Origin of the sequence: Streptomyces sp. NPDC018019, assembly GCF_044327805.1 — a bacterium.
Classification (GTDB): domain Bacteria; phylum Actinomycetota; class Actinomycetes; order Streptomycetales; family Streptomycetaceae; genus Streptomyces.
Map to the genome: position 1 here is coordinate 90,716 of NZ_JBIRGD010000009.1, position 26,649 is coordinate 117,364.

The window sequence follows — 26,649 nt, forward strand, 5'->3', positions numbered from 1 at the left end:
CGCCGCGGCGCACTCGTCGCCGTGGCCCACCCCGGCGAAGGGAACCCCTCGGACTTCGCCCGCCTCGGAGACGGCAGCCCCGGACGCACCCGCGCACAGCACGCCGGCGCAGGGAGCGCCAGGGCTGGGCACACCCTCGCAAGATCCGCCGGTGCAGGGCACACCTGCGCACGGCACGCCGGTGCATGGCGCACCCGGGCAGGGCCCGTCGGGGACCACCTCCATGCAGGGCACGCCTGCGCAGGCCACGCCCGCGCAGGGCGCTTCCCCGCAGCCCACCCCCGCGCAAGGCACCCCGCGCGTACCGGGGCCGCGCGACGGCCGGTCGGGTGCCGGTCGGCCGGGTGCCGGTCGGCCGGGTGTCGGTCGGCCGGGCGACGGCCGGCCGGATGCCGCCCACGGATTCACCCCCTACGGGGACGACGCCCCCGAAGGCGCCGCTGCCCGCCCCGCCCCGCGGCCCGAAGGCTCCGTACCGAGCGGCCCGACCGTCACGGGCACCGGGCCGCTCGGCTCGCCGGTCACGCCGCAGGGTCGCGTCCCGGCGCCGCGCCAGGAGTACGTGGACGCCTTTGACCAAGTGCCGGGCGGACAGCGGCCCGGCGGGCCGCAGGACGAGGACGACGATGTGTTCGCGGCCGGTGCCCCGGGGCGCGCACCGGCGCATCCCGTCGGCGCGCGCCCCGGGCCACCGGTGGCTTCCGGACCCGCGACCGACGGGGCGCACGGAACACCGGACGACGACGAGGGCGTCGTCGAGATAGGCGCGGAAGGACACCGGTCCGGGACCGGCAAGAAGGGCGCCAAGGGCCGCACGTTCACCGGCGTGGCCGCGGCGGCCGTGACGACCGTACTTGCGGTCGTGGTGGCCGGGCAGGTCGCCGAGCAGCAGCAGGACGACGGCAAGCCGCAGGCGCTGGGCGAAGGGGACCGGGCGGCCGACGCCGCCGGGGCCTCGCGCTCGCAGGCGCGCCCGACACAGCAGGCGGCCCCGGCCTCGTACGACCAGAAGATGGCGCAGGTCTTCCCCCTGGACGAGAAGCTCACGGCCTCCGGGCGGTTCAAGCCGGCCGGCGGGGACGCGAAGGAGCCCGGGCACGGCCGGGTGCTGCGCTACCGGGTCGACGTCGAGGAGGGCATGGGCCTCGACGGGCAGTTGTTCGCCGACGCGGTGCACAAGACCCTCAACGACGAGCGGAGCTGGGCGCACGGCGGACAGCGCACCTTCCGGCGGGTGGGCTCCGGTCACGCGGACTTCGTCGTCACGCTGGCCAGCCCGGGGACCACCGCGAAATGGTGCGCCAAGTCCGGGCTGGACACGACCGAGGACAACGTCTCGTGCGACTCGGCGGCCACCGAGCGCATCATGATCAACGCGTACCGGTGGGCGCAGGGCGCCAAGACCTACGGCCCGGACAAGATGCACGCCTACCGGCAGATGCTCATCAACCACGAAGTGGGCCACCGGCTCGGACACAACCACGAGAGCTGCGGGCGGCAGGGCGCCCTGGCGCCGGTGATGATGCAGCAGACCAAGTTCCTGACGACGGACGGCGCGACCTGCCGCCCCAACGCCTGGCCGTTCCCCGACGGACGCTGACCCGGGACGGGGGCCGGGCTCCGGACCGGGCGGCGAGCCGCCCCCGGGCCAGCGGCGAACCGGGCGGCGAACCACTGTGGTCACGAGGGCTGCGTACCAGCATATGGAACACGATGTCTCGCAGCGCGGGACGCCTTTGCCGACAACCGTACATTCGTGATGTCTTCATGCGCATGCCGCGCCCTGTCACCGCCTACGAACGCGCCGCCTTCGAGCTGGCGCTGATCGGCGTGTCCGCGCAGTCCGTGGCCGACATCCACTGTCGCTGAGGTCCGTCCCCGGCCGCGCGGAAGCGCGCCGCGACGGCTCGCGCACCGCGGGTCCGTGCGTACCGCGGCGACGTCCGACCCCGGGCCGGGGCATCCCCCGCGTACGCACGCTCTCACCCGAACGTGTCCGCAGGGGCGGTCCCGCGCCTCACCGCGCTCCTGTCGCCGCCTTCCGCGGGTACGTCCTGCTGCGAAAGAAGGCACCCACCGCCATGGCCGAGCCATCCCGTACCCGACACCTCCCCGCCACCGCCAGACGCGTGGCCGCCGTCGCGGTGAGCGTCGCGCTGGCCGCCGGGGCCACCGCCTGCGGCCCCAAGGACACCGGCGCGGGCGGCGGCGCGGACGCCGCCCCGGCCAAGGGCGGCACGCTCACCGTCCTGAACTCCGTGCCGCAGACCAACTTCGACCCCGCGCGCCTGTACACCTCCGGCGGCGGCAAGGTACCGACGCTGGTCTTCCGTACGCTGACCACCCGCAACCGGGAGAACGGCGCGGCGGGCGCCAAGGCCGTACCGGACCTCGCCACCGACACCGGCCGGCCCAGCGAGAACGCCACCGTGTGGACGTACACGCTCAAGGACGGGCTCAAGTTCGAGGACGGCTCGCCGATCACCAGCGCCGACATCAAATACGGCATCGAGCGTTCCTTCGCCGCCGAACTCTCCGGTGGAGCGCCCTATTTGCGGGACTGGCTGGTGGGCGGGGAAAGCTACCAGGGGCCGTACAAGGACAAGAGCAAGGACGGCCTCAAGTCCATCGAGACGCCGGACGACAAGACCATCGTCTTCCACCTGAAGAAGCCCGAAGGCGAATTCCCGCTGCTCGCCACGCAGACCCAGTTCGCGCCGGTGCCGCGGGCGAAGGACACCGGCACGAAATACGAGGAACATCCGGTCTCCTCGGGCCCGTACAAGGTCGTCAAGAACGTCGGGGACGGTGAACGCCTCGTCCTGGAACGCAATCCGCACTGGTCCGAGGAGACCGACTCCGAGCGGCACGCCTATCCCGACACCATCGACGTGAAATCGGGCCTGGACCCGGCGGTCGTCAACCAGCGGCTGGCCACCGGCGCCGGCCCGGACGCCGCCGCGGTGACCACCGACACCAACCTCGGTCCGGCCGAACTCGCGCAGATCGGCGGGGACGAGCAGCTCGGCAAGCGGGTCGGCACCGGCCACTTCGGCTACACCGATTACCTCGCCTTCAACCCGAAGGTGAAACCCTTCGACGACCCCAAGGTGCGCCAGGCCATCGCCTATGCCGTCAACCGGCAGAGCGTGGTGAACGCCGCGGGCGGTTCCGCGCTCGCCGAACCGTCCACCACCTTCCTCCCGAACGGCAAGGCTTTCGGCCACACCCCGTACGACCCGTTCCCGGCCGGCCGCACCGGGAATCCGGCGAAGGCCAGGGAACTGCTCAAGGAGGCCGGTTACGAGAACGGGCTGACCATCACCCTCACCCATTCCACCGCCAAGAACTTCGAGACCAGCCCGGAAATCGCCACCGCCGTACAGGAAGCCCTGAAAAAGGCCGGGATAACCGTCCGGCTCCAGGGGCTGGAGGACAACGACTACAAGGAGAAGGTGCACAGCGTCGACGACGAACCCGGCCTGTTCATCGGCGGCTGGGGAGCGGACTGGCCGTCCGGCGGCCCCTTCCTCGCGCCGGTCTTCGACGGCCGCCAGATCGTCCGCGACGCCTACAACTTCAACCACGCGCAGCTCGACGATCCGGCCGTCAACCACGAGATCGACGAGATCAACAAGCTGACCGACCTGTCGGCGGCGGCCGTCCGGTGGGGCGCGCTGGACAAGAAGATCGGCGAACAGGCCCTGTCCGTACCGCTCTTCCACCCCGTCTACAAGCGCCTGTACGGCAAGGACGTCAAGAACGTCGTGATCAGCGACTGGGACGGCGTGCTGGACATCTCGCAGGTCGCGGTGAAGTGATGGCAACCGGCGTGACACCCCCTCAGAAGAGCGCGGTGTGGCGGCGGCTGCGGCAACGGCCCGCCGCCGTGGCCTCCGCCGCGGTCCTCGTCGTGCTCGTCCTGCTCGCCCTCGGCGCCCCGCTGCTCGCCGCCCTGGAGGGCCAGGATCCGACCACGTACCACGACGACCTGATCGACTCGGCGCGCGGCGGCGTGCCGATCGGCCCGTACGGCGGGATCAGCGGCGACCACTGGCTGGGCGTCGAACCCGGCACCGGCCGGGACCTGTTCGCCCGGCTGCTGTACGGGGCGCGGGTCTCCCTGCTCATCGCGCTCGGCGCGACGGCCGTACAGGTCCTGCTCGGCCTGGTCGTCGGCCTCGCGGCCGGGCTGGGCAACCGGCTCGCGGACCAGGTGCTCTCCCGGTTCACCGAGGTGCTGACCGCGCTGCCGATGCTCGTCATCGCCATCTCGCTGACCGCGATCGTGCCCGCCGACTTCCCCCGTCCGCTGCTGCTGGTGCTGGTCATCGGCCTGCTCAGCTGGTTCGGCACCTCCCGGATCGTGCGCGCCCGCACCCTGGCCCTGAAGAAGCTGGACCACGTGGCGGCGGCCCGGCTGGGCGGTTCGGGGCCGCTGCGCGTGGCGCGGCGCGAACTGCTGCCCGCGCTCGCCGCGCCGGTGATCACCTACGCGGCGGTCCTCGTCCCCGGCAACATCGTGGCCGAGGCGTCCCTGTCCTTCCTGGGCATCGGCGTCACACCGCCCACCGCCTCCTGGGGCCAGATGCTGTCCACCGCGACGACCTGGTTCCGGGCCGACCCGATGTACGTCCTGCTTCCGGCGGGCTGCCTGCTGGTGACCGTCCTCGCGTTCACCGTGCTCGGCGACGCGGTCCGTACAGCGCTCGATCCGCGCGAGCGGTCCCGGCTGCGGGTCGGCACCCGCGCGGCCCGCACGGGCCGGTCCGCGGGCGCGCCCGCCGCCGTGGACGCCGCCCACGAGAAGGAGGCGGTCGCATGACCGGCTACGCCCTGCGCCGGCTGGGCGGCGCGCTCCTCGTCCTCTTCCTGCTGACGGTCGCCGTCTACATGCTCTTCTACGTCGTGCCCGGCGACCCCGCCAAGCTGGCCTGCGGCCCGCGCTGCAACCCCGGGCAGATCCAGCAGGTACGCGAACGGCTGGAGCTGGACGCCCCGGTCCTGACCCAGTACCTGCACTTCCTCCAAGGGCTGCTGGCCGGCCGCGACTTCTCGTCCGGCACCGCCGTACTGCACTGCGACGCGCCCTGCCTCGGCCTCTCCTACCAGAACAGCACCCCGGTCACCGAGCTGCTCGGGGACCGGCTGCCGGTCACCGCGTCCCTCGCCCTCGGCGCGATGGTGCTCTGGCTGCTGCTCGGTGTCGGCACCGGGCTGCTGTCCGCGCTGCGCCGCGGCGGTACGACGGAACGCGTCCTGACCGGTCTGACCCTCGTCGGCACCGCCACCCCGGTCTTCATCACCGGGCTTCTGCTGCTGATGATCTTCTGCGCGTATCTGCGGTGGCTGCCGTTCCCGTCCTACGTCCCGCTGTCCGAGGACCCCGAGCAGTGGGCCTGGAACCTGCTGCTGCCCTGGACGGCGCTGGCGCTGCTGGAGTCCGCCAAGTACGCCCGGCTGACCCGTGCCGCGACGCTGGAGACGCTGGCCGAGGACCACATCCGCACCTTCCGCGCGTACGGCGTGCAGGAACGTTCCGTCGTCACCCGGCACGCGCTGCGCGGCGCGCTGCCGCCCGTCATCGCGCTCACCGCGCTCGACCTCGGCACGATGTTCGGCGGCGCGGTGCTCACCGAGACGCTCTTCGGGCTGCCGGGCATCGGACAGCTCCTGGTGCACTCGGTGCGCGTCGTCGACCTGCCCGTGGTCGTCGGCGTGGTGCTGGGCACCGGGGCGGCCGTCGTCGTCGCCAACGTGGTGGCGGACATCCTCTACGCACTCGCCGACCGAAGGGTGGCCCTGACATGACCTCAGAGAACGCTTCCGGAGCGGCGACGGATCCCCTGGTGGAGGTCCGGGACCTGTCGGTCGTCTTCCCCGGCGGGGAAGGGGACGGGAACGGGGGAGACGGGGACGGGCGGGCCGGTGCCGGCGGTACCGGCGGTGCCGCCGTACGGGCCGTGGACGGGCTCTCCTTCTCGCTCGCCGCGGGCCGGGCCCTGGGCATCGTCGGCGAGTCCGGCTCCGGCAAGTCCACCGTGGCGGCGGCCCTGCTGGACCTGCACCGGGGAACCGGTGCGCGGGTCGGCGGCACGGTCCGGGTCGCCGGTACGGACGTACGGGCGGCGGACGACCGGGAGCTGCGGCGGCTGCGCGGCGGCCGGGCCGCGATGGTCTTCCAGGACCCGCTGTCCTCACTGGACCCGTACCACGCCATCGGCGACCAGATAGCCGAGGTGTACCGAGTGCACCGGCCGGACGTCCCGCGGCGCGCGGCCCGCGCCCGCGCCGTCGAGGTGCTGGAGCGCGTCGGCATCGCGGACGCCCCCCGGCGCGCCCGCGCACGGCCTCACGAATTCAGCGGGGGCATGCGCCAGCGCGCGTTGCTCGCCATGGCGCTCGCCTGCGAACCGCGCCTGCTGATCGCCGACGAGCCGACCACCGCGCTGGACGTGACCGTACAGGCCCAGATCCTCGATCTGCTGCACGAGCTGCGGGCGGAGACCGGCATGGGGCTGCTCCTGGTCACCCACGACCTGGGGGTGGTCGCGGGCAGCGTGGACGAGGTGCTGGTGATGCGCGGCGGCCGGGCGGTGGAACACGGCACGGCCGGCGAGGTGCTGCGCACACCGAGCGAGCCGTACACCAAGGAACTGCTGGCGGCGGTGGCGCGGGTGGACGCCGCACCGGCCGCGCGCGGGCGGAGGACCGCCGGCGGGGAGGACGGCGTTCTGCTCGAAGCCGTCGGTCTGCGCCGCGAGTTCGGCGGGCGGCGGCACCGTACGACCGCGGTCGACGAGGTCTCGCTGACCGTACGGGAAGGGGAAACCGTCGGCCTGGTCGGGGAGTCGGGCAGCGGCAAGACGACGCTCGGGCGGATGCTCGTACGCCTGCTGGACCCGACGGCCGGGACGCTGCGCTACCGCGGCCACGACATCGGCACCCTCGGCTACCGGGCACTGCGGCCGTTCCGCAGCGAGTTGCAGATGGTCTTCCAGGACCCGGCGTCGTCGCTCAACCCGCGGCGCAGCATCGGCGAGTCGGTCGCCGACCCGCTGCGCGCGGCGGGCGACCGGGACGACGCGCGCGTGGTGCGCCGGGCGTGCGAACTGCTGGAGCGGGTCGGCCTGGACCCGGCGTGGTACCACCGCTACCCGCACGAGTTCAGCGGCGGGCAGCGGCAGCGCGTCGGCATCGCGCGGGCGCTGGCCCCCGGCCCCCGGCTGCTGGTCTGCGACGAGCCGGTCTCGGCGCTGGACGTCACCACGCAGGCGCAGATCGTGGACCTCCTCGGCGAACTGCGGCGGGACCTGGGCCTGGCGCTGGTCTTCATCGCGCACGACCTGGCGGTGGTACGGGCGGTCAGCGACCGGGTCGCGGTGATGCGCGGCGGCCGGATCGTGGAGGAGGGCGCCACCGAGGAGGTGTACGGGTGCCCCGCGCACCCGTACACGAAGGACCTGCTGGCGGCGGTGCCGGTGCTCGACCCGCAGGCGTCGGCCGGCCGCCGGGCGCTGCGGGCCGCGGCGTGAGCGGCACGTAGCGCGCCAGAACGCCCACCGGGGTGGAAAGTTACGTCTCTTCACCCCTTCCGGTGGCGCGACGGACAACCGTCCGTCGTGTCACCGGAATCTCTGCGTAGCTTCTTCCTGCAAGTAGCGGCGGGCCCCCAGTGGTGGCCGCCGCCGTCGGACACCTATCAGGGAGAACGGGGGTGCGCTCGTGCGCATTGGTCTGCTCACCGAGAGTGGCGGTCCAGGCGCGTCCGGTGAGACGCGTCCGTGGCGCGACCGGCTCGTGCGCGGCCTCACCGGCCACGAGTTCGAGGTCTTCACCCTCGCCCACGACCCCGGGAACGGTTTCGCGGGGCGCCCGGGCCCTACGGCCGGCGGTCCGGCGATGGGGCGCGGGGCGGCCGACGGGGAGGGCGCGCCCGGCCGGGTCCGGGCGGTGCGCACCGCTCCGTTGTACGGGGAGCTCCCCGGCACGCTGCGGTGGCGGCCCGGGCGGCGCCGGGCGCGGGCGCGCGGACGGCTCGCGCGCCGGCGGTTCGCGGAGTGCTTCGGCGACCTCGCGGCGGGGTTCACCGCGGCCCGGCCGGCGGGTGAGCGGGCCGGTGAACGGGGCTGTGGTGGGGCCGGCGAACCGGGTCCCGCCGGTGCGGCGGCAGTGGCCGGTGACGGGGCGCGGGAGAGCCAGGCGGACCGTTTCGCCGCCGGACTCTACGGACTCGCCCAACTGGCCCGCGAGCAGGGCGGCCTGCCCGAACTCCTCCGCTCCGAAGAGGCCGTACGCCTCCTGGAGGCGGCCTGCCACGCCCCCGGCGCGCCGCGCGCCGCGCACGGCGCCCGCGTGGGCGACCTGCTGGCCGTCACCGAAGAGCTGGAGCGCGCCCTGCGCCCTCTCTCCCTCGACTGGTACGGCGACGCGCCCGGCAGAGCGTACGTCCCCGGGGCCGGTGACGTGCCCGCCGGTGGCGGGCTCGCGGTGGTCGATCTCTGCCATGCCACGACCGGCGGGACCGTCGCCCTCCCCGGCCTGCTGGCCAAACGCTTCTTCGGCACGCCTCTTCTGCTCACCGAGTACGGCGCGCGGCTGCGCGGGCACTACCTCGCGCGCGCCGGAGCGCAGCTCAGCGCCCCCGTACGGGCCCTGCTGGGCGCCTTCGAAACCGCCCTGGCCGCCGAGGCATACGCGCAGTCCGCACTCATCACCCCCGGCAACGCCCACACCCGGCACTGGCAGGAGCGCTGCGGCGCGGACCAGGGGCGCCTGCGCACGGTTCACCCGGGCATGGACGCGAGCGGATTCACCGCCGTCCCGGACGCCGCGGCCGACCACTCCGCGACGCTGGTGTGGACCGGCGCCGTCGGGCCCGCCAAGGACCTCGTCTCCCTGCTGCACGCCTTCGCGCGCGTCCACCGGGCCGAGCCCGCGGCCACCCTGCGCCTCGTCGCCGCGCCGGACACCGGCCCGGAGGACCCCGCCTACCTGGCGCACTGCCGGGCGCTGGCCGCCCAGCTCTTCCCCGACGAGGCCGCCGACGCGTGCAGCGCCGGCGACAACCCGGTCTCCTTCGAGGAGCTCGGCGGCCCGGAAGTGCCCCGCCCGCAGGACGCCTACGCGGCGGGTTCGGTGCTGGTCCTCTCCAGCGTGGCGGAGGGTTTCCCGCGCTCCCTGGTGGAGGCCATGCTCAGCGGCCGGGCCACGGTCTCCACCGATGTCGGCGCGGTCCGCGAGGTCATCGGCGGTACGGGCCTGGTCGTACCGCCGCGCAACCCGCGCGCGCTGGCCGACGCGTGCCTGGCACTGCTCCGTGACCCCGGCAGGCGCGCCCGGCTGGGCGCCGCCGCGCGCGCCCGCGCACTCGAACTGTTCACGGCGGAACAGAACGTCGCGGCATTTCGTGGCATCTATCTGGAGCTGATGTCCCGTATGCCGTGCCGCCCGGCCGCCGACGCCGTACCGGACGCGGCCGGCGTGCCCCGTCTGTTCGCCCGGCCCGCCGAATCCCACGTACCGGGCCGCTGGGCCGCGATGCGCGGCACCGGGCAGGCCGCACCGCCGACCGGCCGCACCCCGCGCTGGGCCGGACCGGGCCGCGCCGGACCGGACGGGGAGGGGGACGGCGCACGGCGCGCGGATCCGCCGGCGGACGGTGGGCACCGGCCTGCCGCCGGGCCCGCCGGTCCGCAGCCCGCCGAACCGGCCGCCGCCGGGGCGGGCACCGGCGCCGACCGCCAGAGAGGAGCGCGGCCGTGACGACAGCCGAGACCGGCACGGGGCCCGCGCCGGATGCCGGGACGGGACGCACACCGGATTCTGGGGCAGGACCCGCGCCGGTGGCCGGGACAGGGCCGGCACCGGCACCGGCAGTGGGGACAAGAACGGCACCGGCAGCCGGGACGGAACCCGCGCCGGATGCTGTGACAGGGCCCGCGCCGGTGGCCGGGGCAGGCCCCGCGCAGGATGCCGGGGGAGGCCCCGCACCGGAGGCCCGGACAGGCGGGCGGCCCGCCGCCCCTGCCCCTTCGCCCGCATGGGACACGCCCGCCCCCTCTCCCGTACGGAACCCGTCCACCCCAGCACCCCCGCCCGTACGGAACACCCCGGTCCCGCCCCGGCGCGGCCCGGCCGATCCCGTGAAGACGCTGATGTACCGGCACCGGACGCTGTGCGAACACGCCGTCGATCCGATGGAGATCGCCGCCGGTCTGGAGGCGCACGGTGTCACCGACCGCACGGCCGCCCGCTTCCGGCACCGCGACGTGTTCTCGCTGGCCGAGGAGCTGTATGCCCGGGTGCCGCGCGCCGACGCGCCCCCACCCGGCGCGCCGGCGCCCGCGCCCGTACGGCGGGGGAGGGGCGTGCGGGCGGTGCTGCACCTGCTGCCCGGAGCCCTGTGCGCCGGGACCGTGGCCGCCGTCGCCGCGTCCGCCCATGTGCCCACGCCCGTATCGCAGACTTGGTCTGACGCCCCGTCAGCCCTGATGGTGCAGACGGCCGTCGCCACGGCCGGAGCCGGTCTGGTCGTTCTGGCCCTGCGCCTGTGCGTCCGGTACGGCCCGTTGCGCGCGCGGTACCGGTCCGGCCGTGCCGCCGGGCTGTGGGCCTGCTGGCTGGCCGGGTACGCGCTGTGCGGCGACTGGCTGCTGCGGCAGGTGCAGACCGGCGGCCCCGATCTGCCGTTGGCGCGGCCCCAGTTCGTCACCGGCACTGCCCTGGCCCTGACGTGTGCCGTCGGGCCCGCCGCCTGGTGTGCGCACTGGTTCGCGGCCCGCGCGCGGCGCGGACTGGCGGACAGTCGATGCCTGGCCGTATTCGCCTCCCGCGTACGGCCGTTGCTGCTCACCGCCGTCACGATGCAGCTCGCCGCGCTGCTCGCCCTGTCGGCCGCTGCGGACACCGCCGTCGGCGACGGGGGAGCGGGGCCGGTGGCCGCCGTTTGCGCCCTCGGCAGCCTGCTCTTCCTGGCGCGGCTGCTCGCCCGGCACGGCTTCCCCGCCGCGGCCGCCGCGGGTCCGGCCGCCGCCGTCGCACTGGAGGCCGCGGCCCTGGCCTCCGTTCTGGCCGCCCGGCTGCCCGGTCTGGCGCCGCTCGGGAAGCCGGTCGGGACCGCCGTCGCCCTCCTCGGCCCGTCCGCCGTACCGGTCGTGGCCTGCGCGGTGCCCGCAGCCGGCCTGCTGCTGTACGCGCTGCGCGCCCTGGCCGGTGCCTCGGCGCACACACCGGACCCCGTCGCGGCCTTCGCCGCTGCTCCTGCGGAGGCGGACCGCCCATGACCCCGCACACGTCGCCACCCGCGATACGCACACCGCTTCCACCGGCGCGCACGCCACCACTCCCGGCGGGCGCGCCATCACCGCCTGCGCGCACGCCGGCACCCCGGCGTGCGCGCGGGTTCCCGCAGGACGCCTGCCGCGCCCCCATGGGGCCGGCCGTCCTCTTCCGGTCGCGCGCCACCACCCGCGCGGCGCGCACCGCCACTTCCCGGCCCCCGAGGTGGCGGTCCCGCCGCCCCCGCCGGACCACGCCCCAACCTGCATGAGGAGAACGACAACATGAACGTCCACCCCACCGAAGCACACCGGGACCGGGGGGTCGCGCGATGAGGGTGCTGCTCATCGGTGCCAACGGGTACCTCGGGCGCTATGTCGCCGACCGGCTGCTCGCCGACCCCGCCGTCCAGCTGACCGCCCTCGGGCGCGGCGACGACGCGGACGTCCGCTTCGACCTGGCCTCCGGCAGCCCGGGGGCGCTCACCCGCTTCCTGGACGCGGTCCACCCCGGCGTGGTCATCAACTGCGCGGGCACGACCCGGGGCGGCGCCCGCGACCTGACCCGGCACAACACCGTCGCGGTGGCCACCGTCTGCGAGTCGCTGCGGCGCAGCAGCTGCGGCGCCCGGCTCGTGCACCTGGGCTGCGCCTCCGAGTACGGCCCCTCGCAGCCCGGCTCCTCGACCGCCGAGGACGCCGTGCCACGGCCCGGCGGCCCGTACGGCGTCAGCAAGCTCGCCGCCACCGAACTGGTCCTCGGCTCCGGCCTGGACGCCGTCGTGCTGCGGGTCTTCTCGCCGGTCGGCCCGGGGACCCCGGCCGGGTCGCCGCTCGGCCGGCTCGCGGAGGCGATGCGGCGCGCGATGCAGTCCGGGGACACCGAACTGAAGCTGGGCGGCCTGGGCGTGCAGCGCGACTTCGTGGACGTCCGGGACGTGGCGCGGGCGGTGCACGCCGCCTCGCTCTCCGCCGCGCAGGGCGTGGTCAACATCGGCACGGGACACGCCGTACGGCTGCGCGAGGCCGCCGCCCTGCTCGCGCGGGTCGCCGGGTTCGGCGGCTCGCTCCACGAACTGGACACCCCGCCCGGCTACCCCGGCGGCGGTCCCGCCGCCGCCCGGCTCGCCATTCCGGGGCCGACATCTGAACACGGCACCATCCCTCCCGCGTACCCCTATCCGGACGGGTGCGGGAGCTGGCAGCAGGCGGACGTGCGCACCGCCCGCGACCGCCTGGGGTGGCGGCCGCGGATCGGGCTGGAGGAGTCCCTCGCCGACATCTGGATGGAGGCCGCATGCCGTATCTGACGACTCCGGTGGACAGCGGGTGCGCCAGGACCGGTGCCGCGCCGCTGGGCGTCGGCGTCCCCGGGTTCGCCCACCCGCTGATGGCGCCCACGGAGTGGGCCGAACTGCTGCGGCTCTCCAGGGGCCTGGCCTGCACCGGGGGAGCGGGCCGGGCGCCGGGGCCGCGGGGCGCCGCGGCGGCGCTGCACTGGGTGGTGCTCGACGTCGCGCAGGGCCCCGGGGCCCGGCCCGACCCGTACTGCCTGCCGACCGCGGCCCAGTTGCGGGACGCGGGCGCCCGGCTGCTGGGCCACCTCGACATGGCGTACGGGGCCCGCCCTTTCGGGGAGCTGGTGTCCGACGCGCACCGCTTCCTGGACTGGTACAAGGTCGACGGCTTCTATCTGGACCGCTGTCCCACGGAGCGGACACTGCTGTCCGGGACCCGGCGCCTGACCACCACCCTGCGGGCCCTCCGGGACGGCGCGCACCTCGTCACCGGGCACGGCCGCCACCCGCACCCGGGCTATGCGGAGGCCGCCGACCAGCTCGTCACCTTCGCCGGGCGCTGGTCCGACTACCGGTGGTCGCAAGCGGCCGAGTGGACCGCCGAGTACCCGGCCGGGCGCTTCTGCCACCTGGTGCACGGCGTCCCCCGCACCCACCTGGAAGAAGCCCTGCGCATCGCCCGCTGGCAGGGCGCCGGGACGGTCTACTTCACCGACCGGCTCGACCACGGCGGCGGCGCCTGGGAGTCGCTGCCCGGCTACTGGGACGAATTCGTCTCGCGTATCGGACCTGGTGTCTCGGAATGAAGAAGGGCGTGGCAGTGTTACGGGAAGACCACCGTCCCTTGCTCCGGGCCCGCCCGGGGCGGGGGGTCGCCCATCGAGAACCGACAAACGGAGTCCCCGTGTCGCTGCCACCCCTGGTCGAGCCCGCCGAGGAGCTCACCGTCGACGAGGTCCGCAGGTACTCCCGCCACCTGATCATCCCGGATGTCGGGATGGACGGGCAGAAGCGGCTGAAGAACGCCAAGGTGCTGTGCGTCGGCGCCGGCGGCCTGGGCTCGCCCGCGCTGATGTACCTGGCCGCGGCGGGCGTCGGCACCCTCGGCATCGTGGAGTTCGACGAGGTCGACGAGTCCAACCTCCAGCGCCAGATCATCCACAGCCAGGCGGACATCGGCCGTTCCAAGGCCGCGTCCGCCAAGGACACGGTGCTGGGCATCAACCCGTACGTCACGGTCAACCTCCACGAAGAGCGCCTCGACTCCACCAACGTCATGGAGCTGTTCGCCCAGTACGACCTGATCGTGGACGGCACGGACAACTTCGCCACCCGCTACCTGGTCAACGACGCCTGCGTGCTGCTGAACAAGCCGTACGTCTGGGGTTCGATCTACCGCTTCGACGGCCAGGCGTCGGTGTTCTGGAGCGAGCACGGCCCCTGCTACCGCTGCCTGTACCCGGAGCCCCCGCCGCCTGGCATGGTCCCCTCCTGCGCCGAGGGCGGCGTCCTGGGCGTGCTGTGCGCGTCCATCGGTTCCATCCAGGTCAACGAGGCCATCAAGCTGCTGGCCGGCATCGGCGAGCCGCTGGTCGGCCGGCTGATGATCTACGACGCGCTGGAGATGACGTACCGTCAGGTCAAGGTCCGCAAGGACCCGGACTGCGCGGTCTGCGGCACGAACCCGACCGTCACCGAACTCATCGACTACGAGGCCTTCTGCGGCGTCGTGTCCGAGGAGGCCCAGGAGGCGGCGGCCGGTTCCACGATCACTCCGCAGCAGCTCAAGGAGTGGATCGACACGGACGAGAAGATCGAGATCATCGACGTCCGGGAGCCGAACGAGTACGAGATCGTCTCGATCCCCGGCGCCAAGCTGATCCCGAAGAACGAGTTCCTGATGGGCAGCGCCCTCCAGGCCCTCCCGCAGGACAAGAAGATCGTCCTGCACTGCAAGACGGGCGTCCGCTCCGCCGAGGTGCTCGCCGTCCTGAAGTCCGCGGGCTTCGCGGACGCGGTGCACGTGGGCGGCGGCGTCATCGGCTGGGTGAACACGGTCGAGCCGGAGAAGCCGGTGTACTGACCGGCGCCCTGCACGGCGTACGAGGGCCCGCACACCACCTGGTGTGCGGGCCCTCGCCGTATTCCGGTCGGATCCGGCGGTTGCGGGTCGGATCCGGCACCTCGTTGATCAGATCTGGCGCTTGCGGGTCAGGTGCGTGAACGAGAGCCAGCCCGGCAGCACCGGCAGCCAGAACGTCATCAGCCGGAAGAGCAGCACCGCCGGGAAGGCGATGTCCGCGGTGAGACCGGCCAGCGTCAGCGTGGCGGTCAGCGCGCCCTCGATGGCGGCCACACCGCCGGGGGTGGGCGCCGCGGAACCCACCGCGTTGCCCGCGAGGAACACCACGGCGATGGCCGCGTAGCTCAGCTGCCCGCCCCCGCCGAACGCGCGGATCGAGGCGTCCAGGCACATCACGTTCGCCGCTGTGAGCAGCAGCGTGCCGCTGATGCCGACCGCCAGCTTCTTCGGCCGCTGGAGCACGTCCAGCATCCGCGGCACCACGCCCGCGAACAGCGACCGTACGCGGGTGGAGATGAACTTGCGCAGCGCCGGTACGGCGGTGACCACCAGCACCAGCACGGCCGCCGTCAGCAGGCCCGCGATGACCGCGCGGGACGGGGAGAGCGACGGCGTGCGCTCGGTACCGGTGAGATAGCCGAAGGTCAGCAGCAGCACGATGTGACAGCCCAGGCCGAACAGCTGGGACGCGCCCACGCTCGCCACCGCCAGGCCGGGCCGGAGGCCGGAGCGCTGGAGGAAGCGGGTGTTCAGCGCCACGCCGCCCACCGCGGCCGGTGCGACCAGCTTGACGAAGTTGCCCGCCACCTGCGCGACCACCGTCCGCAGGAAGGACACCTTCTCCGGTACAAAGCCGAGCAGGCTCATCGCCGCCGCCGGGTAGGTCAGCGCCGAGAAGGCCAGCGCCGCCATCACCCACCCCCACTGGGCCGCGACCACCTGGCCGAAGTTGGCGTGGGTGATCTGCGAGAGCAGGAAGTACGCGGCGAAGACACCGGCGATCCAGCTGACCAGGGTGCGCGGCCGGATCCGTTCCAGACGGGCCGGTTCGACCGGTGCCGTCGGCCGGATCAGCAGCACCTGCTGGCGGATCTGCGAGAGCAGGTCCTCCTCGCGGGCCTCCTCCAGCGCCTCGTCGACCGCCCGCTTCTCGGCGTTCTTCTCGGCGCGCAGCACCTTGCGGTTGCTCGGGCTCTCCTTGGTGTGCGCACCGCCCCGCCGGGCCGCCTCGGCGGCCTTGCGCGCCTTGGCGGCGCGCGACGCCTCCAGGACCGCTTCGCGCTCCCGTGCGGAGCGCTCGCGGGCCAGCTGGCGCAGGGTGGCCCGGGTGGTGCGGCTGAGCGCGATCGGCTGGAGCAGCGGCAGGCTGTCGGCGACCGCGTCCGGGTCGAGCACGTCCACGGCGGCGGCCACCGCCCGCTCGGCGCCGACCCGCAGCGCGAACGTGGTCAGCAGCTGTGCGATGTCCATCCGCAGGACCAGGTCGCCCGCGGCGATCTCACCGCCGCGCAGATCGGTCAGGACGATCCTGCCGGAACGATCCACCAGAAGGGCGTCGCCCACCAGGCGCCGGTGGGCGATGCGCCGCGACTGGAGCGCCGCCACCTGTCGCCAGGCGTTGCGCATCAGATCGTCGGTGATCTCCTCGTCCGGCAGCGAGTCCAGCGGCCGGCCGTCGATGTGCTCGTACACGAGCATCACGGCGTCCGGGCCCAGCTCGGAGGTGGCGATCAGCTTGGGCGCGTTGGCGCCGGCCGCGATGGCCGCGTACGCCAGCAGCGCCTCCTGCTCCAGCGCCTGGCGCAGCGACTGCAGGCTGCGCCGCTGGTTGATGCCGCGCAGCGACAGCCGGCGCCACACCCGGTAGAAGAAGCCCTGGGCCTGCCGCTCGCGGTCCACGACGGTGACGTCGATCGGCGGGCCGTCCTCCAGGGTGACGATGTAGCGGCGGCCGCGGTCGGCGTGCTCCGGGTGCTCGGCGGTGCCGATGTCCTCGGCCCGCACCGCCCTGACGGGGTGGAAGCCGACCCGGCGCAGGCCCGCGAGCAGGTTCTGGCCGGTGGGGCGCACATTGGGCGAGCCGACCGCGTACAGCGTCCCGAAGGCCACCGTCCAGCCGATGAGGATCGTCGTGACGATGGCGAACGGCGTCGTGTAGCGGCCGACGAGGACGGCGAAGGCGTCGAGCAGCAGTACGCACCACATCGCCACCCGCCAGCGTGGCCGCCGCGACATGCCCACTGCTGTCATGTACGCGATGACCGGCGCGAGGTAGCTGTGCACCGGCGCGGTCAGCCCGCCGTTGGCCAGCGGCTGGGTCAGCGCCACCCGGATGGACTCCGGGGCGGCCTCGGCCACCCACAGGTCGGTGGCGAGCGAGACGCCGTGCGCGAGGACCGCCGCCAGGACGCCGTCCGCGATCCGCAGCCCGTCGCGTTTGATCAGCCGCTCGACGGCGAAGGCCACCGGCACGATCAGTACGGCCACGCTGGACGCCAGCCCGGCGAAGTTGATCAGTAGCCGCGGCGCCAGTCCGGCGCCCTCGCCGATGTCCCGCTGGAGACCCTGGGTCGTGCCGTGCGCGAAGGTGGCCAGCAGCAGCACCAGGGCGATGCCGACGATGCCGAGCAGCAGGCGCATCAGGTCGGAGGGCCGGTGCACCCGGGCCGGGAGCAGCGGCTCGTCACCGGAGACCTGGTCGACGTGGAACTCGCTGCCCACGTGGTCGTGAGGCGGGGAGGTGCGGTCGGCCTTTTCCGGTTTGTCCGGCTTGGGATTGTCTGGCTGGGACTTGCCCGGCTTGGGTTTCTTGCGGGGGGATGTGGCGGTCGCCCCCGATGGTGCGGGTGGGTCGGCCGGTCCGGTTGGTTCGGCCGGCCCGGCCGGTCTTCCGGTGCCGGGCGTCGTGCCGGCGGCCCCGCCGGTGGTGCGTTTCTCTTCTGCCGCGTCCTCCGCTCCGGTGGAAGCGGTCGCCGTGTCGGCCCGGGGGGGCTGGTCTGGCCCCTCCGGACTCGCGGACTCGTCGGCTCTTCCGGCCTTCTCGATCGTGCTCGCCTTTTCGGTCTCGGAAGCCTGTGACGGCTTCCCCCGTTGCTTCCCGTCCCCCCGGGCGGGGGTGGCGGTGGACCGCGCCTCAGGGGTGCCGGCCTCCCGCGGAGGCACCGCACCCTGCTGCTCGGCCGTCTCTTTTTGATCTCGTATCACCAGTCACCGCCCGGAAGATGGTGGCATGGCCGGGGTGGGGCGGGGGGCATCAGGGTGCATTTCGCGGGGCCGGGAAACGGAACATACGCCGCCGCGCCGGTCCGCGCACGCCGTCGGCGGGCCGGCACGCGGGCCACCGCGCGGACCCTCGCCCAGGCCACCGGCGGCTGTCGGTGGCGTGGTGCAGGATGGGCCGAATGAGTGGGAAAACGGGAGGGCTTCCCGAGCGCGGAGACGGTGCCCCCGAGGACGGCGGGAGCCCGTCGGACCCCGGCGGAACGGAGATCCCCGTGTACGCGGAACGGGTCCTCGGAGTCGCGGAGCTGATCCCGCCGGGTCGCGTGATGACGTACGGCGACGTCGCCGAGTGGCTCGCGGGGGAGGACCCGCCCGCGGGGCTGTCGGAAGCCGACGACGGGTGGCGCGTGGGCGGGCCGCGTCAGGTGGGCCGGGTGATGGCCCTGTACGGAGGCGCCGTGCCGTGGTGGCGCGTGGTGCGCGCGGACGGCCGGCTGCTGCCCGGCGCCGAACTGCGCGCGATGGCGCACTACCGGGAGGAGGGCACCCCGCTGCGGGAGGCGGCCCGGTCGGCCGAGGGACACGTACCGCGCCTCGACATGCGGCGGGCCCGCTGGGACGGCAGCGATCCGGTGGGTGATGCGGTGGGTGATCCGGTGCGGCGGGACTGAGGCGGTACGCGGCCGGGCCGGGGGCGCGAGGCGGCGGGCTTCGCGGCCGTCGGGACCGGCCCGCAGCCTGCCGGCGGCCACGGCCGAGCGCGTACCGCCCGGGAGGGAGGCGCCCGAGCGCGTACCGCCCGGGAGCGAGCCGTCCGCTCCGCAGGGCGCGGAGGCCGGGGCGTGCGGCACGTGCGACGCGTCCGGCAGGCCCGGCGTGGGCGGTGCCGGCGGCACGGACCTCCGCATCCGACGTACGGTCGTGGGACGCGCTGCGCCTCGTGCGCCATCTGGCGTAGCGTCGGGCACGGCCCGCACCACCGCCCCGCCACCCGGCGTCCGGCGCGGTGGCCGCACCGGCCCGCTCCGCACCGCAGTGCGCACCACGACCAGCACCTCCTCCCAGGACCGGCGATCCACGTGAGTTCCTCCTTCTCGGCCTCGGCCGTGCCGTCCGCGCCGCCGCGCCGGCGTGCGGCGCGGCGGGATGCCTCCGGCGCGTACCGACTGGTGCGTACCCGGCCGGGACCGGCGGACCCTCCTGCTTTGGACGCACGTCAGCGCGCTGTGGTTGACCACCGCGCCGGGCCGCTGCTGGTGCTCGCGGGCCCCGGTACGGGCAAGACCACGACGCTCGTGGAGGCGGTGGCCCGGCGGGTACGGGACGGTGCCGACCCCGAGCGGCTGCTCGTGCTGACCTTCAGCCGCAAGGCCGCCGTCGAACTGAGGGACCGGATCGCCGCGCGCCTGGGCAGCGCCGCCGCCCCGCAGGCCACCACCTTCCACTCGTACTGCTACGCGCTCGTACGGGCCCACCAGGACGCCGACCTCTTCGCCGACCCGCTGCGCCTGCTGTCCGGGCCCGAGCAGGACCTCGTCGTGCGCGAGCTGCTCGAAGGTCAGGCCGGGCTGGCCGCCGCCGGGCGGGCCCGGGTGCGCTGGCCGGACGAGCTGCGGGCCTGCCTGACGACGCGCGGCTTCGCCGACGAGGTCCGCGCGGTGCTCGCGCGCAGCCGCGAGCTGGGACTGGGCCCGGAAGCGCTTGCCGACTTCGCGCGGCGTACGGGGCGGCCCGACTGGGGCGCGGCGGCCGGGTTCCTCGCCGAGTACCTGGACGTCCTGGACGCGCAGGGTGTGCTGGACTACGCCGAACTGGTGCACCGGGCGGTGCTGCTCGCGGAGCGCGACGAGGTCGCCGTGGAACTCGCCGCGCGCTATGACGCGGTGTTCGTCGACGAGTACCAGGACACCGATGCCTCGCAGGTACGGCTGCTGCGCGCGCTGGCGGGCGGCGGCCGGACGCTCGTCGCCTTCGGCGACCCGGACCAGTCGATCTACGCGTTCCGCGGCGCCGACGTCAACGGGATCCTCGATTTCCCGCTGATGTTCCCTCGTACGGGTGGCGAACCGGCGCCGGTGGAGGTGCTCGGCACCTCCCGCCGTTCGGGCGCGGCCCTCCTGGCGGCCACCCGGCGGCTCACCTCCCGGATGCCGCTGACCCGCCTGCCGGCCCAGAAGGTACGGGAGCACCGTGACCTCGCGGCCGTACGGGACCGGGGCCGCGTCGAGGTCTACACGTACCCGACGCCGGGGGCCGAGCTGGACAACATCGCGGACATCCTGCGGCGCGCGCACCTGGAGGACGGCGTGCCGTGGCGTGACATGGCCGTCCTCGTGCGCGCCGGCGGCCGTTCCATCCCCGGCGTGCGCCGGGCGCTGTCCTCGGCCGGCGTACCCCTGGAGATCGACGGCGACGAGCTGCCGCTGCGGCAGGAGCCGGCGGTCGCACCGCTGCTCACCGCGCTGCGGGTGGCGGCTTCGGCGGCGGCTGCGGGGCCGGCGGGGGCTTCGGGGGCGGCGGTTCCGGAGGGCGCGGAGGACGCGGGCGGCGCGGAGGTCTCGGGGGACGCCGGGGAGGCGGCGGTCACGGCGGTGGCGCCTGCCGAGGCAGGACCGGCGCAGCCCGCCGAGGCCGCGCACCGGCTCTCCCCCGAGACCGCCGTAGAACTGCTCACCTCCCCGCTCGGTGGCATGGACGCCGCCGACCTGCGCCGGCTGGGGCGGGCGCTGCGCGAGGAGGAGCGGGCGGCCGGGCACGACGTACCGCGGCCCTCCGACGAACTGATCGCGCGGGCGCTCGCCGAGCCGGAGCGCCTGGTCGCACACGATCCGGCGTACGCGCGGGGCGCACGGCACCTCGGTGAGCTGCTGCGCACCACCCGTGACCTCCTGGCCCGCGGCGGCACCGCCGAAGAGGCCCTGTGGGCGCTGTGGGACGGCACGCCCACCTGGTCGCAGCGGCTGGAGCGGACCGCCCGGCGCGGCGGCGCGGCGGCCCGCAACGCGGACCGCGACCTGGACGCCGTGGTGGCGCTGTTCGAGACCGCCGCCCGCGCGGAGGCCCGTACCGGCGGCCGGGGCGCGCTCAACTTCCTGGAGGAACTGGACGCCCAGGACATCGCCGCCGACACCCTGACCCGCCGGACCGTGCGCCCCGATGCCGTACGCCTGATGACCGCGCACCGCTCCAAGGGCCTGGAGTGGCGGCTCGTGGTCGTCGCCGGTGTCCAGGAGGGGCTCTGGCCGGACCTGCGCCGCCGCGGCTCGCTCCTGGAGGCGGACCGGATCGGCCGGGACGGGCTGGCCGAGCCGCTGCCCCCGGGCGCGCTGCTCACCGAGGAGCGCCGGCTGTTCTACGTGGCGGCGACCCGGGCCCGCGAGCGCCTGGTGGTCACCGCCGTCAAGGCCGCGGCCGACGACGGGGACCAGCCGTCGCGCTTCCTGACCGAGCTGGGGGTGGAGCCGCAGGACGTCACCGGGCGCCCCCGCCGCCCGCTGTCGGTCGCCGCGCTGGTCGCCGAGCTGCGGGCCACCACCGTCGACCCGGCGGCCACTCCGGCGCTGCGCGAGGCCGCCGCGCAGCGGCTGGCGAAGCTGGCCGCGCTGCGGGACGACGACGGCCGGCCGCTGGTGCCGGCCGCCCACCCCGACCAGTGGTGGGGTTTGTACGAGCCGACGCACAGCGCCGTGCCGCTGCGCGAGCGGGACCGCCCCGTGGTCCTCTCCGGGAGCGCGCTGGACCAGCTCGCCAACACCTGTTCCCTCCAGTGGTTCCTGGGGCGCGAGGTGAAGGCGGACACGCCCGCGACCACAGCCCAGGGCTTCGGCAACGTCGTCCACGTCCTCGCCGACGAGGTCGCCTCGGGCCGTACGCCCGCCGACCTGTCCGTCCTGATGGAGCGCCTGGACTCGGTCTGGGACGCGCTCGCGTTCGACGCGCCCTGGAAGTCGCGGCAGGAGAAGGAGAACGCGCGCGCCGCCCTGGAACGCTTCCTGCGCTGGCACGTGATGGAGCGCGGCACGCTGGGCCGCGAGACCGTGGCGACCGAGCACGGCTTCGACGTCACCCTCGAAGCGGGCGAGTACGCGGTCCGCATCCGGGGGAGCATGGACCGCGTCGAGCGGGACGCGGAGGGCCGGGCGTACGTCGTCGACTTCAAGACCGGCAAGCAGAAGCCGACCGGGCCGGAGGTCGCCCGCCACCCGCAGCTCGCGGTGTACCAGCTCGCGGTGCGGGAGGGGGCGGTGGACGCCGCCTTCGAGGGGCGGCGGCCGGAGCCGGGCGGCGCGGAACTCGTACACCTGCGGCTGGGCGCGCCCCAGAAGGAGGGCGGCGACGCGCTTCCCGCCGTCCAGGCGCAGCAGCCCCTGGACGGGGACTGGGTGGGCGAACTGCTCGCCGCCGCCGCCGGCCGGGTCCTGGAGGAGCGCTTCACCCCCACCACGGGACAGCACTGCACCCACTGCACGTTCCGCAACTCCTGCTCGGCCCTGCCCGAGGGGCAGCACGTCGTGGAGTGACGGACGCGCCCCGGCGCGGCGGCGACCGGTCCCGTGCCGATCACGGGTCCCGTGCCGGCGACCGGTCCTGGGCCGACCACCGGTCCCGTGCCCGCCACCGGTCCCGTGCCGGCCACCGGCCCCGCGTCGGCCCTGGCGTCCCGGACGCCCCAGCGGCCCGCTCAGCTGGGGTTTGCCGTGATTGTCAGTGGGGGCCGATACGGTCTCGGATGTGTCAGCTCGCATCACCGACCCCGAGCAGCTCAAGGAGCTCCTCGGCATCCCGTTCACCCCGGAGCAGACGGCCTGCATCACCGCACCGCCCGCCCCGCAGGTCATCGTGGCCGGCGCCGGTTCCGGCAAGACCACGGTCATGGCCGCGCGCGTGGTGTGGCTGGTCGGCACCGGCCAGGTCGCCCCGGAGCAGGTGCTCGGGCTGACGTTCACGAACAAGGCGGCGGGCGAGCTGGCCGAGCGGGTCCGCAAGGCGCTGGCCGCGGCCGGGGTGACGGAGCCGGCCGACCCGTTCGGCGCGGGCCTCCCGAACCTCCCGGGCTTCCCGGGCGCCTCGGGCCTCTCGGCCTCCCCTGGATCCCCAGGGGCTCAGGCCGGCGCGGACGGCGTCCCCGGCGAGCCCCGGATCTCGACGTACCACTCCTTCGCCGGCCAGCTCCTCAAGGACCACGGTCTCCGCATCGGCCTGGAGCCGAGTGCCCGCCTGCTCGCCGACGCGACGCGCTTCCAGCTGGCCGCCCGGGTGCTGCGGTCCGCCCCCGGCCCGTATCCGGCGCTGACGAAGTCGCTGCCCGCCCTCGTGGAGGACCTGCTCGCGCTCGACGGCGAGCTGGCCGAGCACCTGGTGGAGCCGGACCGGCTGCGGGCGTACGACACCGAGCTGCTGGCCGCCCTCGACCGGGTCAAGCTCTCCAACGCCGACCTGCGCAAGGTGCCCGAGACGGCCCGCGCACGCCTGGAGCTGCTGGAGCTGGTCACGTCGTACCGGGCCGAGAAGCGGCGGCGCGAGCTGCTGGACTTCGGCGACCAGATCGCCCTGTCGGCGACGCTCGCGACCACCCGGCCCGAGGTGGGCGCCCTGCTGCGCGACGAGTTCCGGGTCGTCCTCCTGGACGAGTACCAGGACACCTCCGTGGCCCAGCGGATCATGCTGTCCGGCCTGTTCGGCGGCGGTACGGGCCATGCCGTGACCGCCGTCGGCGACCCCTGCCAGGCCATCTACGGATGGCGCGGCGCCTCCGTCGCCAACCTGGACGACTTCCCCGACCACTTCCCCTTCGAGGACGGCAGCCCCGCCCGGCGCGCCGCCCTCAGCCAGAACCGCCGCAGCGGCGGCCGGCTCCTCACCCTGGCCAACGGGCTCGCCGCGCCGCTGCGCGGCATGCACGAAGGCGTCGAGGCCCTGCGCCCGGCCCCCGGCGCCGAGCGCGACGGCGTGGTGCGCTGCGCGCTGCTGCCCACCCACGCGGAGGAGATGGCCTGGCTCGCCGACCGCATCGCCCACCTGGTGCGCACGGACACCCCGCCCGGTGAGATCGCCGTCCTGTGCCGTACGGCCGGCGACTTCGCCCGGATCCAGGGCGAGCTGGTGGCGCGGGAGGTCCCGGTGGAGGTCGTCGGCCTGTCCGGGCTGCTGCACCTGCCGGAGATCGCCGACCTGGTGGCGGTGTGCGAGGTCCTCCAGGACCCGACGGCCAACGCCGCCCTGGTACGGCTCCTGATCGGCCCGCGCTGGCGGATCGGCCCCCGCGACCTGGCCCTCCTGGGCCGCCGGGCGCGGCTGCTCGTCCACCGGGACGGCCCGTCCGAGGACCCCGAACGGCGCCTGGCCGAGGCCGTGGAGGGCGTCGACCCGGCCGAGACGATCTCGCTCGCCGATGCGCTCGACACGTTCCTGGAGGCGGACGGGCGCCCCGACGACGGACTGCCGTTCTCCCCCGAGGCGCGCGTCCGCTTCGCCTACGTGGCGCGGGAACTGCGCGAGCTGCGGCGCTCGTTGGCCGAGCCGTTGATGGACGTACTGCACCGGGTGCTGGCCGTCACCGGCCTGGAGGTCGAGCTGTCCGCGTCCCCGCGCGCCGTGGCGGCCCGCCGCCGGGAGACCCTGGGCACCTTCCTGGACATCGCGGCCGGCTTCGCCGCCAAGCAGGGCGGCGCGGCCCTGGACGGCGACGCGACGCTGCTCGCCTTCCTGGGCTTCCTGCGCACCGCCGTCCAGCACGAGAAGGGCCTGGACAGCTCCCTGCCGGGCGGCGAGAACACGGTCAAGGTGCTGACCGCCCACAAGTCCAAGGGCCTGGAGTGGGACGTGGTCGCCGTCCCCGGTCTGGTCGGCAAGCAGTTCCCCAGCGAGCAGTCCCGCGACTCCTGGCTCACCCAGGCCAAGGTGCTGCCGCACGCCCTGCGCGGCGACGCCGCGACGCTGCCGGACGTGGCCGACTGGAGCAGCCGCGGCGTGAAGTCCTTCAAGGAGGCGATGAAGGAGCACCAGTCGGTCGAGGAACTGCGCCTCGGGTACGTCACCTTCACCCGCCCGCGTTCCCTGCTGCTCGGCTCCGGCCACTGGTGGGGACCCGACCAGAAGCGGCCCCGCGGCCCGTCCGCCTTCCTGGAGGCGCTGCGGGTGCACTGCGAGGCGGGCCACGGTGAGATCGAGGAATGGGCCGAGGCACCCGAGGAGGGCGCGGAGAACCCGTCGCTCAAGGAGGCCGAAGCCGAGCTGGAGTGGCCGCTGCCGCTGGACGCGGTGGCCACGGAGCGCCGCCGGGCCGCCGCCGCCAAGGTCCGGGCGTACTTGGACGGCATGACGGCGGACGGCGCCGTGCCGCCGCACGCCACCGCGGCCGACGGGACGGAGGCCGCCGCCGCCCATGACGCCCCGCACCCGGCGGCGGGCGCGGGGACCGCCGTACCCGGCCCGTCCCTGCCCGGGCAGGTCCTGCCGGGCCGGACGGCCGGGTCCGCCGCGGCACCCGCCCGGCCCCTGCCCGCCCACGACCCGGAGTGGCCGCCGCCCCCCGAGGACGATCCGTACGCCGCCTTCGACGACACCACCGGCATCGGCATCGGCATCGGCATCGGGGACGGGGAGCACCACGGGCCCGGCGCGGAGCACGACCTGGCCGACTGGGACGCGTGGAGCGCGGAGCGGCCCGCGCATCCGGAGGACGCGCATCCGGAGGACGCGGCTCCGGAGGGTGCGGATCCGGAGGGTGCGGATCCGGCCCACGGTGCGGTCCGCGGCGCCGGACGCAACGGACACCCCGGGAACGGGCATTACGGGCATTCCGAGAGCGGGCGTAACGGAGGCGGGCGTACCCAGGTACCGGCCCAATCGCCCGCCCCGGAGACGGCCCGGCGCCCCGCCCCAGGGACGGCCCCGCACCCGGCCTCCGAAGCCCACCCGGCCTCCGAAGCCTCCCCGGACCTCCCCCCGGCCCCCGTCCTCCTCCCCGAGGAGCGTCGTACCGTCGCGTCCTGGGACCGCGATCTCGACGCGCTCGCCGACGAGCTGCGCCGGTCCCGCGCGACCGTCCGGGACGTCCCCCTGCCGTCCTCGCTCAGCGCCTCGCAGCTGCTGTGGCTGGCGTCCGATCCGGACGGTTTCACCCGGGAGCTGGCACGGCCCATGCCGCACCCGCCGCGCCCCGCCGCCCGTCGCGGCACCCGCTTCCACGCCTGGGTGGAGTCCCGCTTCGAGGAGCTGACGCTGCCCGTGCTGGGCCCCGACGAACTTCCGGGCGGCGCGTACGGGGCTGAGGCGCGCGCCCAGGAAGCGGCCGGGGAAGCGGATGCGATCAGGGACGAGGACGACCTCGAAGCCCTCAAGGAGGCCTTCGCCCGCAGCCCGTATGCCCGGCGCACCCCGTACCGCATCGAGGTCCCCGTACAGATCACCCTCGCGGGCCGGGTGATCCGCGGCCGTATCGACGCCGTCTACCGCACCCGCGGCCCCGAGGGGGACACGTACGAGATCATCGACTGGAAGACCCATCACGCGCAGACCGCCGACCCGCTCCAGCTAGCCCTGTACCGGGTGGCCTGGGCCGAGCAGCACGGTCTGCCCCTGTCCGCCGTCGATGCCGCGTTCCTGTACGTGCGCAGCGGGGAGACCGTCCGGCCCCGGCGGCTGCCCGACCGGGCCGGGCTGGAACGCATCCTGCTGGGCGAGCCGGACCCGGCGGCCGGCGCGGACGCCGCCGACGTCCCCGACGACGGCGACGGCGGGTGACGGATGAGGACGGCAGAGGTGA

Annotated in this window: 15 protein-coding genes; 14 read left to right on the forward strand and 1 reads right to left on the reverse strand. The window is 74.8% G+C overall.

What is annotated here, in order from left to right; translation table 11 throughout:
• Positions 1-223 precede the first annotated feature (223 nt).
• From ACH4FX_RS17190 to moeZ, 11 genes are all read left to right on the forward strand, one after another.
• Positions 224-1,600: a DUF3152 domain-containing protein gene (locus tag ACH4FX_RS17190; RefSeq protein WP_398479664.1), complete on the forward strand. Its 1,377-nt coding sequence runs from the start codon at positions 224-226 to the stop codon at positions 1,598-1,600.
• A gap of 173 nt (positions 1,601-1,773) precedes the next feature.
• Positions 1,774-1,869, forward strand: a complete 96-nt coding sequence (locus ACH4FX_RS17195) for an Ms4533A family Cys-rich leader peptide (RefSeq protein WP_398479666.1) — start codon at positions 1,774-1,776, stop codon at positions 1,867-1,869.
• A gap of 212 nt (positions 1,870-2,081) precedes the next feature.
• The gene (locus tag ACH4FX_RS17200) at positions 2,082-3,821 is read left to right on the forward strand and encodes an ABC transporter substrate-binding protein (protein WP_398479668.1); all 1,740 of its coding nucleotides are present in this window, start codon (positions 2,082-2,084) and stop codon (positions 3,819-3,821) included.
• Positions 3,821-4,825 (forward strand): ABC transporter permease, encoded by a 1,005-nt coding sequence (locus tag ACH4FX_RS17205; RefSeq protein ID WP_398479670.1) that lies wholly within the window; start codon positions 3,821-3,823, stop codon positions 4,823-4,825. Before ACH4FX_RS17200 ends, ACH4FX_RS17205 begins: the two co-directional genes overlap by 1 nt.
• Positions 4,822-5,811 carry an ABC transporter permease gene (locus ACH4FX_RS17210; RefSeq protein ID WP_398479672.1) on the forward strand — a complete coding sequence of 330 codons (990 nt, stop codon included), beginning with the start codon at positions 4,822-4,824 and terminating at the stop codon, positions 5,809-5,811. Before ACH4FX_RS17205 ends, ACH4FX_RS17210 begins: the two co-directional genes overlap by 4 nt.
• The gene (locus tag ACH4FX_RS17215; RefSeq protein WP_398479674.1) at positions 5,808-7,535 is read left to right on the forward strand and encodes a dipeptide ABC transporter ATP-binding protein; all 1,728 of its coding nucleotides are present in this window, start codon (positions 5,808-5,810) and stop codon (positions 7,533-7,535) included. The genes ACH4FX_RS17210 and ACH4FX_RS17215 overlap by 4 nt, the downstream gene beginning before the upstream one ends.
• Positions 7,536-7,725: 190 nt before the next feature.
• Complete coding sequence (locus tag ACH4FX_RS17220) at positions 7,726-9,765, forward strand: glycosyltransferase (protein ID WP_398479676.1); 2,040 nt, start codon at positions 7,726-7,728, stop codon at positions 9,763-9,765.
• Positions 9,766-10,145: 380 nt separating this feature from the next.
• On the forward strand, positions 10,146-11,285 hold the full coding sequence (locus ACH4FX_RS17225; RefSeq protein ID WP_398479678.1) for a hypothetical protein: 1,140 nt from the start codon (positions 10,146-10,148) through the stop codon (positions 11,283-11,285).
• A 326-nt stretch (positions 11,286-11,611) separates the two neighbouring features.
• A complete protein-coding gene (locus ACH4FX_RS17230; RefSeq protein WP_003984446.1) occupies positions 11,612-12,589 on the forward strand; it encodes an NAD(P)-dependent oxidoreductase in 978 nt (325 codons plus the stop codon).
• Positions 12,577-13,383 carry a spherulation-specific family 4 protein gene (locus tag ACH4FX_RS17235; RefSeq protein WP_398479680.1) on the forward strand — a complete coding sequence of 269 codons (807 nt, stop codon included), beginning with the start codon at positions 12,577-12,579 and terminating at the stop codon, positions 13,381-13,383. The genes ACH4FX_RS17230 and ACH4FX_RS17235 overlap by 13 nt, the downstream gene beginning before the upstream one ends.
• A gap of 98 nt (positions 13,384-13,481) precedes the next feature.
• Positions 13,482-14,660 (forward strand): adenylyltransferase/sulfurtransferase MoeZ, encoded by a 1,179-nt coding sequence (moeZ, locus tag ACH4FX_RS17240; protein ID WP_398479682.1) that lies wholly within the window; start codon positions 13,482-13,484, stop codon positions 14,658-14,660.
• Between the two features lie 108 nt (positions 14,661-14,768).
• On the opposite strand, the gene ACH4FX_RS17245 is transcribed toward moeZ, so the two are convergent.
• Positions 14,769-17,864, reverse strand: a complete 3,096-nt coding sequence (locus ACH4FX_RS17245; RefSeq protein ID WP_398479684.1) for a lysylphosphatidylglycerol synthase domain-containing protein — start codon at positions 17,862-17,864, stop codon at positions 14,769-14,771.
• A gap of 290 nt (positions 17,865-18,154) precedes the next feature.
• Between ACH4FX_RS17245 and ACH4FX_RS17250 the strand changes: the two genes are divergently transcribed.
• The 3 genes from ACH4FX_RS17250 (at position 18,155) to ACH4FX_RS17260 (ending at position 26,627) form a co-directional block, all read left to right on the forward strand.
• On the forward strand, positions 18,155-18,553 hold the full coding sequence (locus ACH4FX_RS17250) for an MGMT family protein (protein ID WP_398479685.1): 399 nt from the start codon (positions 18,155-18,157) through the stop codon (positions 18,551-18,553).
• Between the two features lie 435 nt (positions 18,554-18,988).
• The gene (locus ACH4FX_RS17255; protein ID WP_398479983.1) at positions 18,989-22,402 is read left to right on the forward strand and encodes an ATP-dependent helicase; all 3,414 of its coding nucleotides are present in this window, start codon (positions 18,989-18,991) and stop codon (positions 22,400-22,402) included.
• 211 nt (positions 22,403-22,613) lie between these two features.
• Positions 22,614-26,627 carry a UvrD-helicase domain-containing protein gene (locus ACH4FX_RS17260; protein ID WP_398479687.1) on the forward strand — a complete coding sequence of 1,338 codons (4,014 nt, stop codon included), beginning with the start codon at positions 22,614-22,616 and terminating at the stop codon, positions 26,625-26,627.
• Positions 26,628-26,649 lie beyond the last annotated feature (22 nt).